At 64.3% G+C, this 13,638-nt stretch carries 13 protein-coding genes; 9 read left to right on the top strand and 4 right to left on the bottom strand.

From position 1 onward, the window contains the following. Positions 1–75 precede the first annotated feature (75 nt). Positions 76–1,170, top strand: coding sequence for a serine hydrolase domain-containing protein (locus BRO63_RS15810; RefSeq protein ID WP_088140666.1), 1,095 nt, complete (start codon positions 76–78; stop codon positions 1,168–1,170). Between the two features lie 59 nt (positions 1,171–1,229). Beyond that, entirely contained in the window at positions 1,230–2,117 is an 888-nt protein-coding gene (locus BRO63_RS15805) for a MipA/OmpV family protein (protein WP_088140665.1), read from the top strand. An 84-nt stretch (positions 2,118–2,201) separates the two neighbouring features. On the opposite strand, the gene BRO63_RS15800 is transcribed toward BRO63_RS15805, so the two are convergent. From BRO63_RS15800 to ugpB, 4 genes are all read right to left on the bottom strand, one after another. Then, on the bottom strand, positions 2,202–3,290 hold the full coding sequence (locus BRO63_RS15800; RefSeq protein WP_088140664.1) for a sn-glycerol-3-phosphate import ATP-binding protein UgpC: 1,089 nt from the start codon (positions 3,288–3,290) through the stop codon (positions 2,202–2,204). 50 nt (positions 3,291–3,340) lie between these two features. After that, positions 3,341–4,192, bottom strand: coding sequence for a sn-glycerol-3-phosphate ABC transporter permease UgpE (gene ugpE, locus BRO63_RS15795; protein WP_013393954.1), 852 nt, complete (start codon positions 4,190–4,192; stop codon positions 3,341–3,343). A 21-nt stretch (positions 4,193–4,213) separates the two neighbouring features. Next, the gene (gene ugpA / locus BRO63_RS15790) at positions 4,214–5,095 is read right to left on the bottom strand and encodes a sn-glycerol-3-phosphate ABC transporter permease UgpA (RefSeq protein ID WP_059375876.1); all 882 of its coding nucleotides are present in this window, start codon (positions 5,093–5,095) and stop codon (positions 4,214–4,216) included. A 197-nt stretch (positions 5,096–5,292) separates the two neighbouring features. Next, positions 5,293–6,606, bottom strand: a complete 1,314-nt coding sequence (gene ugpB, locus BRO63_RS15785; RefSeq protein WP_088140663.1) for a sn-glycerol-3-phosphate ABC transporter substrate-binding protein UgpB — start codon at positions 6,604–6,606, stop codon at positions 5,293–5,295. Between the two features lie 193 nt (positions 6,607–6,799). Here ugpB and proC point away from each other — a divergent pair, with 193 nt between their 5' ends. The 7 genes from proC (at position 6,800) to BRO63_RS15750 (ending at position 13,562) form a co-directional block, all read left to right on the top strand. Next, positions 6,800–7,633 (top strand): pyrroline-5-carboxylate reductase, encoded by an 834-nt coding sequence (proC, locus tag BRO63_RS15780; RefSeq protein ID WP_088140662.1) that lies wholly within the window; start codon positions 6,800–6,802, stop codon positions 7,631–7,633. After that, positions 7,630–8,199, top strand: coding sequence for a queuosine precursor transporter (locus BRO63_RS15775; protein ID WP_373557778.1), 570 nt, complete (start codon positions 7,630–7,632; stop codon positions 8,197–8,199). Before proC ends, BRO63_RS15775 begins: the two co-directional genes overlap by 4 nt. A 431-nt stretch (positions 8,200–8,630) precedes the next feature. Further along, positions 8,631–9,746: a high-affinity branched-chain amino acid ABC transporter substrate-binding protein gene (locus BRO63_RS15770; protein WP_088140661.1), complete on the top strand. Its 1,116-nt coding sequence runs from the start codon at positions 8,631–8,633 to the stop codon at positions 9,744–9,746. Positions 9,747–9,935: 189 nt separating this feature from the next. Next, entirely contained in the window at positions 9,936–10,862 is a 927-nt protein-coding gene (gene livH / locus BRO63_RS15765) for a high-affinity branched-chain amino acid ABC transporter permease LivH (protein ID WP_088140660.1), read from the top strand. Continuing rightward, a complete protein-coding gene (locus BRO63_RS15760; protein ID WP_179215111.1) occupies positions 10,862–12,097 on the top strand; it encodes a high-affinity branched-chain amino acid ABC transporter permease LivM in 1,236 nt (411 codons plus the stop codon). The genes livH and BRO63_RS15760 overlap by 1 nt, the downstream gene beginning before the upstream one ends. Beyond that, positions 12,094–12,861, top strand: coding sequence for a high-affinity branched-chain amino acid ABC transporter ATP-binding protein LivG (gene livG, locus BRO63_RS15755; protein ID WP_088140658.1), 768 nt, complete (start codon positions 12,094–12,096; stop codon positions 12,859–12,861). The genes BRO63_RS15760 and livG overlap by 4 nt, the downstream gene beginning before the upstream one ends. Continuing rightward, positions 12,861–13,562: an ABC transporter ATP-binding protein gene (locus BRO63_RS15750; RefSeq protein WP_088140657.1), complete on the top strand. Its 702-nt coding sequence runs from the start codon at positions 12,861–12,863 to the stop codon at positions 13,560–13,562. The genes livG and BRO63_RS15750 overlap by 1 nt, the downstream gene beginning before the upstream one ends. Positions 13,563–13,638 lie beyond the last annotated feature (76 nt).

Below are 13,638 nucleotides of genomic sequence, written 5' to 3'. Positions count from 1 at the left end.
ACAAAGCGGGAAAGATCGCGGGCAGGCGCCTGGATAGCATGACGGCAGTTCTCCAAAGAGGCATTGCCGCTAGCCATGTTTTCCCTCAGCCGCCTGGTTGCCGTAGGTTTGTTGCTGGTCGCCGCGGGCGGCTGCCAGGGCGTGCCGCCCGAGACGCCGCCTCCCATCGCGCAGGGCGACTACCAGGCTGTCGTCGGCTATCTGGCGCAGCGCATCCCTTATGACATGGACGCGTCCGGCGTGCCGGGCCTGTCGATCGCCATCGTCGACGACCAGCGCGTGGTGTGGAGCACGGGCTTTGGCTACGCGGATCCGCTGCGCCATCGCAACGCTTCCAGCGACACGCTGTACCGCGTAGGCGCCATCACCAAGATCGTCACGGCCGCGGGCGTGCTGCGCGCCGCCGATGATGGGCGCCTGGCGCTGGACCAGCCGGCCTCGCAGGCCTTGCCCGACTGGGACATCCAGCCGCGCCGCGGCGCCATGCAATGGCTGGGCGCGCATCCCTTCACCGCCCGCAACCTGCTGGCCGTGCACCCCGGATCACTGGAAGACACCATGGGGCGGGCGCGCGCGGACATGGCCTACGCCTTGCTGGGCGACATGGTGGCGCACGTGGCGAGCGAACCCTTCGACGCCTACGTGCGCCGCACCATCCTGCAGCCGCTGAACATGCCGCGCGCAGGTTTCCACCCCGATCCCCGCATGCTCGAGCTGCGCGCCTCCGGCTACCGCCAGGGCTCGCCCTGGGCCGAGGCGCCCCAGCCGAACGAGGCGGCCGACGGCCTGTGGCTCAGCACTTCTGAAATGGCGCGCTTCTCCAGCATGCTGTTCGCCGACGGCCTCTACCAAGGCCGCCGCGTCCTGAATACCGAATCGGCCCGTGCGGTGCTCGACATGGAAACGGTGCAAGGCGGGCTGGCGCTGGAGTGCCGCCTGGCCTTGTCCTGGCTGGCGGCGCCCTGTGGCGAGGACGTCGCAGGCGCGCCCTTGCGTCTGCACAGCGGCGCCACCGAAGCCTTCCACTCCCGCTTCGTGCTGGCGCCGCGCGACAAGCTCGCGGTGCTGGTCATGAGCAACTCCGACACGAGCGAGCCGCTGGTGGCGTCGGTGTCGACGATGGCGATGGCGCTGATGCGCCAGGCCAAGCAGGGCGCAATCACGCAATAGATCGGGCCTCTCGCGGCTCAACGGTTTTACCCCCTCAACCTCGTTTCTTGGAAGCTGTTATGAAGCGAAAAATCCGTTCTTCCCTGTTTACGCGCGGCGCCGGCGCCGCGTGCCTGCTGGCTTTAGTCCCGGGATTGTCCCTGGCCGATGACGCTGCGAACAGTTCCGTCTACGGCCAGCGCGGGGCCAGCTCGCGCGGGTTGGCGGTGGCGACCGGGGAGGGGCCGGCCGACGAGTGGCTGTTCTACGGCACGCTGGGCGCGGGCTATGCGCCGCGCTACAGCGGTAGCGACGAGTATTCCGCCGTGCCGATCATCGGCCTGGGCGTGCGCAGCCCCGGCGGCTTCTTTCTCAGCACCGACCACGGCCTGGGCTGGGAAACCCAGGCGCTGGACAGCACGTTCCGCTTCTATCTTGCGCCCAGCGCTTCGCGCAAGGACCACAAGAAGGGGTTCCAGGGGTCGGACAAGCTGCGCGGCATGGGCGACATCGAAAGCCGCGCGCAGATCGGCATGGACGCTGAAACGACGCTGGGACCCGTGACCCTGTCGGCGACGGTGGCGCATGCCTTCAAAAAGGGCGACAACCGCGACGTGGGCAGCGCCTACACCATGTTCAACCTGGGAGCCAGCACCACGGTGTACGAGGGCAGCGCCGGGGCGATATCGCTGGCGCTGTCCGGCACCTTCGGCGACGGCAACTACATGCGCACCTGGTATGGCGTAAGCGGCAACCAGTCGGCGAAGTCCGGCTACCGCAAGTACACGCCCAAGGGCGGCCTTGAAAGCATCGGCCTGGGCGCCACCTGGACCGTGCCGCTCTCCAAGTCCTGGTCGTGGACCACGGCTGCCGAGGCGCGGCGCCTGTACGGCGACGCGGCGGACAGCCCCATCGTAAAGGACCGCGCGCAATACACCATCGGCACCATGATGACGTACTCGTATTGATCAGGGGAAAGCCCGTTCCCGGCCGGGAGCGGGCGAGACGCAAGCGGGCGGGCGTCGCCGCCGCTTGCGTCCAGGGATGGGGCTTTACAGGTCTTGCACGCGGCGGCCGCTGTCGGCCTCGAACCAGTGCAGCGGATGGCGGCCGTCCGGGCCCAGGTTGACGCGGTCGCCGACCTTGGCCGAGGACTCCGACAACTGGCGCGTGGTGCAGCGCACGACCAGCATGCTCTTGCCGCAGCGGCTGTGGACCAGTTGCTCGGAGCCCAGTGTTTCGACCATTTCGACTTCGGCCGGCACGCCCTGGGTGTTCAGCAGCATGTGCTCGGGGCGCATGCCCATGATGACCTTGCGGCCGCGCACCTGCGAGGGCACCTGCAGCGGCGAGATATCCAGCGCGGTGCCGTCGAGCGTCTGCACCGTGCCGTCGCCCGCCACGTTGACTTCCATCAGGTTCATCGGCGGCGAGCCGATGAAGCCGGCCACGAAGGTGGAGGCGGGCTTTTCGAACACTTCCATCGGCGTGCCGATCTGCTCGGGCACGCCCTGGTACATGACGATCATGCGGTGGGCCAGCGTCATGGCCTCGACCTGGTCGTGGGTCACGTACAGGCTGGTGGTGCCCAGGCGGCGGTGCAGCTTCATGATTTCCAGGCGCATCGCCACGCGCAGCTTGGCGTCCAGGTTCGACAGCGGTTCGTCGAACAGGAAAACCTTGGGTTCGCGCACGATGGCGCGGCCCATGGCCACGCGCTGGCGCTGGCCGCCGGACAGGGCGCGCGGGCGGCGGTCCAGCAGATGGCCCAGTTCCAGGATCTGCGCGGCCGCATCCACGCGCTTCTTGATCTCGTCCTTGGAGAACTTGCGGATCTTCAAGCCGTAGGCCATGTTCTCGAACACGGTCATGTGCGGGTAGAGCGCGTAGTTCTGGAACACCATCGCGATGTCGCGCTCGGCGGGTTCCAGGTTGTTGACGACCTTGTCGTCGATGATGATTTCGCCGCCGGTGACGGTTTCCAGGCCGGCGACCATGCGCATCAGCGTGGATTTGCCGCAGCCCGACGGGCCGACGATGACGATGAATTCACCGTCCTTGACGTCCATGTCGATGCCATGGATGACCGGCACGTTGCCGGCGTAGGTTTTCTTGACGTTGCGGAAGCTGAGAGTAGCCATGAGTTATTCGTGTTCGGAGTCGTGTTCGGGGGCGCGAGCGTGGGTAAGCGTCACTTTTCAGTGTCGACCAGACCCTTGACGAACCATTTCTGCATCAGGATGACGACCAGCGCCGGCGGGATCATCGCGAGCATGGCGGTGGCCATGGTGATGTTCCATTCGGTCACGCTGTCGCCGCCGCTGATCATCCGCTTGATGCCGATGACGACGGGGTACATGTCTTCCTGCGTGGTGACCAGCAGCGGCCACAGGTACTGGTTCCAGCCGTAGATGAACTGGATCACGAACAGCGCGGCGATGCTGGTCTTGGACAAGGGCAGCAGCACGTCGCGGAAGAAGCGCACCGGGCCCGCGCCGTCGATGCGTGCGGCTTCGATCAGCTCGTCCGGCACCGTCAGGAAGAACTGGCGGAACAGGAAGGTCGCCGTCGCCGAGGCGATCAGCGGCAGGGTCAGGCCGGCGTAGCTGTTGAGCAGGCCGAGGTCGGCCACGACCTTGTAGGTGGGCGCGATGCGGACTTCGACGGGCAGCATCAGGGTGACGAAGATCATCCAGAAGAAGAACATGCGGCCGGGGAAGCGGAAGTACACCACCGCGAAGGCCGACAGCAGCGAGATGGCGATCTTGCCGATGGAAATCGCCAGCGCCATGATCAGGCTGACGTACATCATGCGGCCCACGGGCGCGCCCGACGAACCGCCGGACGAGCCGCCGAACAGCGCCTGCATGTAGTTGTCGACGAAATGCTTGCCGGGGATGAGGGACATCGGCGCGGACGCCACTTCCTGCGCGGTCTGGGTGGACGCGACGAAAGTGACGTAGAGCGGAAATGCCACCATCGCCACGCCGCAGAGCAGAATGACGTGGGCCAGAATATCCAGCCAGGGACGGCGTTCAACCATTGTTTATAGCCTCGGACAAAATCAATACTGCACTTTGCGGTCGACGTAGCGGAACTGCACGACCGTCAAGGCAATCACAATGAACATCAGCACTACCGACTGGGCCGCGGACGAACCGAGGTCCAGGCCGCGGAAGCCGTCGCTGTACACCTTGTAGACCAGGATCGAGGTCGACGTGCCCGGACCGCCCTGCGTGGTCGTGTCCACCACGGCGAAGGTGTCGAAGAAGGCGTAGATGATGTTGACCACCAGCAGGAAGAAGGTGGTGGGCGAGAGCAGCGGGAACACGATGCTCCAGAAGCGGCGCGAGGGGCTTGCGCCATCGATCGCGGCGGCTTCGATGAGCGAGCGCGGAATCGATTGCAGGCCGGCCAGGAAGAACAGGAAGTTGTACGACACCTGCTTCCACACCGCGGCGATCAGCACCAGGGTCATGGCCTGGTTGCCGTCCAGGCGCGGGTTCCAGTCGACGCCGGCGTGGCGCAGGGCCACGGCCAGGATGCCGACGGAAGGCGAAAACAGGAACAGCCACAGCACGCCGACGACGGCGGGCGCCACGGCATAGGGCCAGATCAGCAGTGTCTTGTAGAGCCCGGCGCCGCGGATGACGCGATCTGCCATGACGGCCAGCAGCAAGGACACGCCCAGCCCGACCACCGCCACGAGGATCGAGAAGACGGCGGTGACGCGGAAGGAATCCAGGTAGGCCTGTTGCGAGAACAGTTCCATGAAGTTGTCCAGTCCGACGAACTCGGAGGACAAGCCGAACGCATCTTCCAGCCGCAGCGATTGCCACATGGCCTGGCCGGCCGGCAGGAAGAAGAAGACCACGGTAATGATGATCTGCGGCAGGAGCAGCAGATAGGGCAAGGTCTTGTGCCCGAATACAACACGTTTTTCCATAGGGGGAACCCAAGGTACAGAAAAGCGGCGGTTGGAGTAACCGCCGCCTGAAACCGCCTTCGTAAAATGCGACAGGCTTAAAGCCCTAAAAATCCAGGGCCTTAAGCCTTGTACTGCCTAGTGCAAAACAGCCCAAGTCCTTGTTACGGCATGGAAAATACCGATTGACAGGACCGGGGCGGTAGCGCGGACGGGCGTTACTTTACACTCTTCTCGAATTTTTCCAGCAGTTCGTTGCCGCGCTTGACGATGTTCTCGGCGCCGTCCTTGGCGCTGACCTTGCCCGAAACGATGCGTTCGATTTCGGCGTCTTCGATTTCACGGATCTGCGGCAGGAAGCCCAGGCGCAGGCCGCGGGATTGGGCGGTGGTTTCAACGTTCAATTGCTTGACGCCGACTTCGGTGCCCGGGTTCTTGTCGTAGAAGCCGTCCTTCTTGGTCAGCTCGTAGGCGGCCTTGGTGACCGGCACGTAGCCGGTCTGCTGGTGCCAGCGGGCGGCGATTTCCGGGCTGGCCAGGAACTTGAAGAACGCGGTCACGCCCTTGTAGGTTTCCGGCTTCTTGTTGGCGAAGACCCACAGCGAGGCGCCGCCGATGATAGTGTTCTGCGGCGCGCCTTGGACGTCGGCGTAGTAGGGCAGGGTGGAGGTGCCGAATTCGAACTTGGCGTTCTTGGCGATGTTGGCGCGCAGGCCGGACGAGCCGGTGATCATGGCGCACTTGCCGCTGATGAACAGCGAGTTCGGCTCGTCGCCGCGGCCGCCGTACATGAAGATGCCTTCCTTGCCCAGCTTGGCCAGGTTGTCCAGGTGGCGCACGTGCAGAGGGGTGTTGATGGCGATGCGGGCGTCCAGGCCGTCGAAACCGTTGTCCTTGGTGGCGTACGGCACGTTATGCCAGGCCGAGAACGTTTCCAGCTGGACCCACGACGGCCAGGAGGTGGTGTAGCCGCATTCCTGGCCGGCTGCCTTCAGCTTCTGGCCGGCGGCGGCCAGCTCTTCCCAGGTCTTGGGCGGCTTGTCGGCGTCCAGGCCGGCCTTCTTGAAGGCGTCCTTGTTGTAGTAGAACACCACGGTCGAGCTGTTGAAGGGCATCGACACCAGCTTGCCGTCGGCCGACGAGTAGTAGCCGGCCACGGCGCCGATGAATTCCTTGGGATCGATCGGGTTGCCGACTTCTTCCGACATCTGCTGCACCGGCTTGATGGCGCCCTTGGCGTACATCATGGTGGCGGTGCCGACTTCGAACACCTGGAGGATGTCGGGGGCATTGCCGGCGCGGAACGCGGCGATGCCGGCATTCATGGATTCACCGTAGTTGCCCTTGTAGACTGCCTTGACTTGGTAGTCGGGGTTCTTTTTGTTGAATTCGTCGACCAGGCCGTTCACGCGGTCGCCCAGCGCGCCTTCCATCGAGTGCCAGAATTGGATCTCGGTGGCGGCATGCGCGGAGGCGCCTGCGAAAGCCGTCATGATGGCGGCAAAGGTTAGTGCAATACGGTGGGATCGCATAGAGAGGTTCCTCCAGTTGGGCGTGACGCGACCGGGTTGTCCGGGCGCGGAAAACACGACACCTTATGAATTGTTTGTGACAAAACCGTGACTTTCACATCACTCTAAACGCCTGTCAAATTGCGCGTTTCAGGCGCGAACGAACATTTTTCTTTTTTTTCCCGACGAGAACTCCGGTCTACAATCGCCTCCTATGAAAAACGAACTTTCGATTGCGTTCATCGGCGGCGGCAATATGGCAGCCGCCCTGGCCTCCGGCCTGGCTGGCAAAGTATGCGCCGCCGGCAACATCCATGTCATTGACATAAACCAGGATTCGCACGCCGCCTGGCAGGCCCGCGGCATGACCACCGCGACGGCCCCCGGCGAGGCCCTGGCGGCGTGCCGCGTGTGGGTGTTCGCAGTCAAGCCACAGAACATGAAAGACGTTGTGGCTTCCACGCGTCAATGGCTGCGCGAAGACACTTTGGTGGTAAGCGTGGCGGCCGGCATACGCGCCGATACGCTGGCGGGCTGGCTGGGCACGCCCGCAACGCCGTTCAAGCGCCTGGTGCGCTGCATGCCGAATACGCCGGCCCTGGTGGGTGCGGGCATCACCGGCCTGGCGGCGCTGGACGGGGTGGACGCGGCCGACCGCGAACTGGCCGGCCGTTTGCTGTCCAGCGTGGGTGAAGTGGTGTGGGTGGCCGACGACGCCGCGCTCGACGGCGTGACGGCCTTGTCCGGCAGCGGTCCTGCCTATGTCTTCCTGTTCCTGGAAGCGCTGGTGGCGGGCGGCCAGAAGGTCGGCCTGACGGCCGAACAGGCCAAGCAGCTGGCGCTGGGCACCTTGGCCGGGGCCACGCGCCTGGCGGCCGAATCCTCCGAGCCGCTGTCCACCTTGCGCGAACGCGTGACCTCCAAGGGCGGCACCACGGCCGCCGCGCTCAACGCTTTCGGCGCCGCGGGCTTTGCCGGCATCGTCGAGGACGCCATGGCCGCCGCCGCCCAACGCTCGCGCGAGCTGGCGGAGGAGTTCGGGAAATGACGGCCACGGACGGGAGCGCAGGCTCCCGGCGCTTTGCGCTGATGAGCCGGCCGCAGTTCGCCATTGCCGTGCTGTGCATGCTGGTGGTGGTGGTCGGCTCGAACATCCTGGTCCAGGTGCCGCTGAATGACTGGCTGACCTGGGGCGGGCTGTCCTATCCGGTCGCGTTCCTGGTCACCGACGTGCTGAACCGGCGCTTCGGCCCGGCGGCCGCGCGCCGCGTGGTCTGGTTCGGCTTTGCCGCGGCCCTGGTGGTGTCGGTATGGGTGGCTTCGCCGCGCATCGCGCTGGCCTCGGGCCTGGCTTATATCTGCGCCCAGCTGGTCGACATCCAGGTGTTCGATCGCCTGCGCGACCAGCGCTGGTGGCGCGCGCCGCTGGTGTCGGGCGTGCTGGGGGCCATCCTGGACACGGCCGTGTTCTTCAGCGTCGCCTTCGCCGCCACCGGTGCGCCCTGGATGACCTGGATGATGGGCGACCTGGCGATCAAGCTCGCGGTCAATATCAGCATGCTGGCGCCGTTCCGGGCGCTGATGTGGAATCTGGCGAAACCGGCCAACGCTTGAAAAGAGGCGGAGGCCTTGCCGGTCGTCGGCCAGCCTCGCGCTTTGAATTCAAGGATTACTACGCGCGTTAATTATTATTCGTAAGACCCGCGTAAGCACTGTATTTAAATGCGTCTTTAAACAGCGTATTAATCGGTGTGCATAAATATCCCCCACCACAATTCCTTGCGCGGCGCCAGATATTAAATAAGGCCTGCTTGCGAATTCTCCAGCGATTTCATGGGCTTGCCGCCGTGATCCGTCACGATTAAAGGCGCTCGCCTAAATATTGGGGATTACACGCAGTGACAGTATGACGGCTTGCTTTCAGAATACCGGCCACACCGTGTTTTTGCCCAAGAAGCCGGCGACGGGCGACGAGGATTAACGGATTACCCAACCGATAAACCGCGTCGGACAGAGCCGCTCAAAACCTCGCTGGAGAACTCCGCATGAAGTTTCTGAATCGCCTTACCCCGGTAGCCATGGCGCTTGGGGCACTTGCCTTGGCTGGCGCCGCGCACGCCGCCGACACGATCAAGATCGGCATTCCCCAGCCCATGACCGGCCCCAACACGCAATACGGCGACCAGATCCAGGCCGGCGCATTGACCGCGATCGAGACCATCAACGCCAAGGGCGGCGTCAAGGGCAAGAAGCTCGAACCCATCCTCATCGACGACGGCTGCGAACCCAAGCAGGCCGTGCCGGCCGCCAACCGCGTGGTCAACTCCGGCGCCAAGTTCGCCGTGGCCCATGCGTGCTCGGGCGTGACCGTGGCCGCCGTGAAGGTCTACGAGGAAGAGGGCATCGTCGGCATCACCCCGGGCGCGACCTCGCCGCTGGTCACCGACACCATCAAGCCGCATTTCTTCTTCCGCACCATCGGCCGCGACGACCAGCAAGGCCCGTACGCCGCCGGCTATATCGCCAAGACCCTGAAGCCCAAGAAGGTCGCCGTGCTGCACGACAAGCAGACCTACGGTTCGGGCGTGGCCACCCAGGTCCGGGATGCCCTGGGCAAGGAAGGCGTGAACGTCGCCATGTTCGAAGGCATCAACGTCGGCGACAGCGATTACTCGGCCATCATCACCAAGCTCAAGTCGGCTGGCGTGGACCTGGTCTACTTCGGCGGCTACCATCCCGAACTCGGTCTGTTGCTGCGCCAGTCGCGCGAACAGGGCCTGAAGGTCCAGTTCATGGGTCCGGAAGGCACCGCCAACCAGGATCTGGTGGCGATCGCCGGCCCGGCCATCGAAGGCCTGCTGGTCACGCTGCCCGCCGACTTCACCAAGCTGCCCGGCAACGAAAGCATCGTGAAGGCCTTCAAGGACGCCAAGCGCGATCCGGACGGCGCCTTCCAGATGCCGGCGTACGCCGCCGTGCAGATCCTGGCCGACAGCATCAATGCGGTGGGTGAAGACCCCGCCAAGGTGGCCGACTACATGCACAAGACCACCTTCAACACCGGTATCGGCAAGGTCGAGTACGACGCCAAGGGCGACCTGAAGAACTTCGAGTTCGCCGTCTACAAATGGGACAAGGACGGCAAGAAGACCCAGCTGTAAACTCGCGATCCCGCCGGCGTCGCCGGCGTGTAGGGCCTGTCGTCCTCGTTCTGCCGTAATCCGCGTAGCGATGCGCCAAAAGCGCTGTGCGGCCGGCGGGCGCAGATGCCAGGCCCTTATAAAATACGCCCAGGTTTCCGGCTCCGGGTCTCTCCACCGGGGCCGGAACCATTTGGAGCAAGAGAAATAATGTCTGACCTCATACCCCAACTTACCCAGCAATTCTTCAATGGATTGTCTCTGGGCGCGATCTATGCGTTGATTGCCATCGGCTACACAATGGTCTACGGCATCATCGGTATGATCAACTTCGCTCACGGCGAAATCTACATGATCGGCGCCTATGTCGGCCTGGTCACATTGACGGCCATCGGCACCAATAGCGGCTTGCCGCTGCCGTTCATCATCGCGGCCATGCTGGTCGTGTCCATCGTCGTCACCGGCATCTACGGCTTCAGCGTCGAGCGCGTCGCCTACCGGCCCGTGCGCGGCAGCCCCCGTCTGGTGGCGCTGATCTCGGCCATCGGCATGTCGATCTTCCTGCAGAACTGGGTGGCCCTGGGCCAGGGCGCGCGCGACATGGCCGTGCCATCGCTGGTGTCGGGCGCCGTGCAGTTCCACATGGGATCCGACTTCGACGTGACGGTGCCGTATTCGCGCATCATGATCATCGTGGTCACGGTGCTGCTGATGATCGGACTGACGCTGTTCATCAAGTATTCCCGCATGGGCCGCGCCTCGCGCGCCTGCTCGCAGGACATGCACATGGCGAACCTGCTGGGCATCGACACCAACCGCGTGATCTCGTTCACCTTCGTGATGGGCGCGATCCTGGCGGCGGTGGGCGGCGTGCTGATCGCCATCACCATCGGCAAGCTCAATCCCTTCATCGGCTTTCTGGCCGGCATCAAGGCCTTTACCGCGGCGGTGCTGGGCGGCATCGGCAGCATCCCCGGCGCCATGCTGGGCGGCGTGCTGCTCGGGCTGGCCGAAACCTTCGCGGCTGCCTACATCTCCTCACAGTACAAGGACATCGTGGCGTTCTCGCTGCTGATCCTGATCCTGCTGTTCCGTCCCACCGGGCTGTTGGGCAAACCTGAGGTGGAAAAAGTCTGATGTCGAACAACAATCTGAAAAACGCCACGATGGCGGCCGTGCTGACGGCTGTCATCGTCACCCCCGTCTTCGGCCTGCAGCTGATCCGCCAGGGCGCGCGCACCACGATGGAGTCGAACTGGTCGCTGGTGGCGATTGCCGCCGCGGTCGTGTTCGTCTTCCAGTTGCTGCGCCCCTGGATCGCCAAGCCGTTCCAGAAACTCAAGACGAGCCTGCCGACCTTGCCGGCGGCGCCTGCCAAGACCCACAAGCCGCTGGCGCTGCTGTTGCTGGCGATCGCGGTGATCTGGCCGTTCTTCGCCGGGCGCAGTTCGGTGGACATCGCCACGCTGGTGCTGATCTACGTGATGCTGGGCCTGGGCCTGAACATCGTCGTGGGTTTCGCCGGCCTGCTGGATCTGGGCTTCGTGGGCTTCTATGCCGTCGGCGCCTATACCTACGCCTTGCTGTACCACTGGGGCGGCTGGAGCTTCTGGGAAGCGCTGCCGTTCGCGGGCGCCATGTCGGCGCTGTTCGGCTTCATCCTGGGCTTTCCGGTATTGCGGCTGCGCGGCGACTACCTTGCGATCGTGACCCTGGGCTTCGGTGAAATGATCCGCTTGCTGCTGATCAACCTGAACACGCTGACGGGCGGCCCGGACGGCATTTCGGGCATTCCCAAGCCGACGGTGTTCGGCATGGAGATGACGCGCCGCGCCAGCACGGAAGGGGGCACCACGTTCCATGAATTCATGGGCTGGACCTTCCAGAACCAGCACATGGTGGTCTATCTGTACCTGATGGCGCTGCTGCTGGCGCTGGCCACGCTGTTCGTGTCCACCCGGCTGATCCGCATGCCGGTCGGACGCGCATGGGAAGCGCTGCGCGAAGACGAGATCGCCTGCCGTTCGCTGGGATTGAATCCCACGCGCATCAAGCTGTCGGCGTTCACGCTGGGCGCCATGTTCGCCGGTTTCGGCGGCGCGTTCTTCGCGGCGCGCCAGGGCATGGTGAACCCGGAGTCCTTCACCTTCATCGAATCGGCGCTGATCCTGGCCATCGTGGTGCTCGGCGGCATGGGTTCGCAGGTGGGCGTGATCCTGGCGGCCGTGCTGCTGACGGTGCTGCCGGAAGTCGCGCGCGAATTCGCCGAGTACCGGATGCTGATGTTCGGCCTGGTGATGGTATTGATGATGATGTGGCGTCCGCAGGGGTTGTTGCCCATGAAGCGTCCCCATGTGGAGTTGGCTAAATGAGCGAGGCATTGCTGAAAGTATCCGGACTGACCATGCGGTTCGGCGGCCTGTTGGCCGTGGACAGCGTGGCGTTCGAAGTCAAATCCGACGAGGTGTTCGCCATCATCGGCCCCAATGGGGCGGGCAAGACCACGGTGTTCAACTGCGTGGGCGGCTTTTATGCGCCGACGGCGGGCGACATCACCATGGACGGCAAGTCCATCACCGGTCTGCCCAGCCACAAGGTGGCGCGCCACGGACTGGTGCGCACGTTCCAGAACGTGCGCCTGTTCAAGCAGCTGACCGTGCTGGAGAACCTGCTGGTCGCGCAGCACACCCAGGTGGAGTCGCGGCTTTTGCCGGGCCTGCTCAAGCTCAAGTCCTATCGCCAGTCCGAGACGGACGCGCTGGCGCGCGCGGCGCAATGGCTGGATTTCATGGGCTTGCGCGAGTTCGCCAACCGCGAAGCGGGCAACCTGGCCTATGGCCACCAGCGCCGCCTGGAGATCGCGCGCTGCATGATCACCAAGCCGCGTCTGCTGATGCTGGACGAACCGGCGGCGGGCCTGAATCCCCAGGAAAAGCGTGATCTGCAGTCGCTGATCGATCAGCTGCGGCGCGAGTTCGGCGTCGCGGTGCTGCTGATCGAGCACGACATGAGCCTGATCATGGGCATCTCCGACCGCATCCTGGTCATGGAGCACGGCAAGCCCATCACTACCGGCACCCCCGAGCAGGTGCGCAACGACGAGCGCGTCATCAAGGCGTACCTGGGGGAAGAGTAATGCTTAAGCTGGATAACATTCATACCTACTACGGCGCCATCCAGGCGCTGAACGGGGTGTCGGTTGAAGTCAACAAGGGCGAGATCGTCACGCTGATCGGCGCCAACGGCGCGGGCAAGACGACGCTGCTGATGACCGTCTGCGGCAACCCCCGCGCCAAGGAAGGCACGATCACGTTCGAGGGCGAGGACATCACCCACAAGGACACGCACCACATCATGCGCAATGGCATCGCCATTTCGCCGGAGGGGCGGCGGGTCTTCAAGGATCTGACCGTGGCCGAGAACCTGATGATGGGCGGCTTCTTTGCCAAGCGCGACGAGATCCAGGCGGGCATCGACCACGTGTACGGGCTGTTTCCGCGCTTGAAGGAGCGCGCCAGCCAGCGCGCCGGCCTGATGTCGGGCGGCGAACAGCAGATGCTGGCCATCGGCCGCGCGCTGATGACGCGTCCGCGCCTGTTGCTGCTGGACGAACCGACGCTGGGCCTGGCCCCGCTGGTGATCGCCCAGATCTTCGACATCATCCGCGAGATCCGCGAACAGGGCGTGACGGTGTTCCTGGTCGAACAGAACGCCAACAAGGCGCTAGGCGTGGCCGACCGCGGCTATGTGCTGGAAAACGGGCGCGTGGTGTTGCAGGACACCGGCGCCAACCTGCTGGTCAACGACCAGGTGCGCAAGGCGTATCTGGGCGGCTGATCGGTATTCCCCGCGAAGGGAAATTGGGGCGCATCGGAAGATGCGCTTTTTTTTCGCGTGTCTGGCGCGGGGGAAG

Source organism: Achromobacter xylosoxidans (assembly GCF_002192695.1).
GTDB classification, from domain to species: domain Bacteria; phylum Pseudomonadota; class Gammaproteobacteria; order Burkholderiales; family Burkholderiaceae_B; genus Achromobacter; species Achromobacter xylosoxidans_C.
Note: the sequence above shows the minus strand (reverse complement) of the source record. Positions and strands in the feature narration are given on the sequence as shown.

What these genes read in the sequence shown, in the direction of transcription:
- BRO63_RS15810 (WP_088140666.1), top strand. Translation starts at nt 76, where the DNA reads ATGTTTTCCCTCAGCCGCCTGGTTGCCGTAGGTTTGTTGCTGGTCGCC.
- BRO63_RS15805 (WP_088140665.1), top strand. Translation starts at nt 1,230, where the DNA reads ATGAAGCGAAAAATCCGTTCTTCCCTGTTTACGCGCGGCGCCGGCGCC.
- BRO63_RS15800 (WP_088140664.1), bottom strand. Translation starts at nt 3,290, where the DNA reads ATGGCTACTCTCAGCTTCCGCAACGTCAAGAAAACCTACGCCGGCAAC.
- ugpE (WP_013393954.1), bottom strand. Translation starts at nt 4,192, where the DNA reads ATGGTTGAACGCCGTCCCTGGCTGGATATTCTGGCCCACGTCATTCTG.
- ugpA (WP_059375876.1), bottom strand. Translation starts at nt 5,095, where the DNA reads ATGGAAAAACGTGTTGTATTCGGGCACAAGACCTTGCCCTATCTGCTG.
- ugpB (WP_088140663.1), bottom strand. Translation starts at nt 6,606, where the DNA reads ATGCGATCCCACCGTATTGCACTAACCTTTGCCGCCATCATGACGGCT.
- proC (WP_088140662.1), top strand. Translation starts at nt 6,800, where the DNA reads ATGAAAAACGAACTTTCGATTGCGTTCATCGGCGGCGGCAATATGGCA.
- BRO63_RS15775 (WP_373557778.1), top strand. Translation starts at nt 7,630, where the DNA reads ATGACGGCCACGGACGGGAGCGCAGGCTCCCGGCGCTTTGCGCTGATG.
- BRO63_RS15770 (WP_088140661.1), top strand. Translation starts at nt 8,631, where the DNA reads ATGAAGTTTCTGAATCGCCTTACCCCGGTAGCCATGGCGCTTGGGGCA.
- livH (WP_088140660.1), top strand. Translation starts at nt 9,936, where the DNA reads ATGTCTGACCTCATACCCCAACTTACCCAGCAATTCTTCAATGGATTG.
- BRO63_RS15760 (WP_179215111.1), top strand. Translation starts at nt 10,862, where the DNA reads ATGTCGAACAACAATCTGAAAAACGCCACGATGGCGGCCGTGCTGACG.
- livG (WP_088140658.1), top strand. Translation starts at nt 12,094, where the DNA reads ATGAGCGAGGCATTGCTGAAAGTATCCGGACTGACCATGCGGTTCGGC.
- BRO63_RS15750 (WP_088140657.1), top strand. Translation starts at nt 12,861, where the DNA reads ATGCTTAAGCTGGATAACATTCATACCTACTACGGCGCCATCCAGGCG.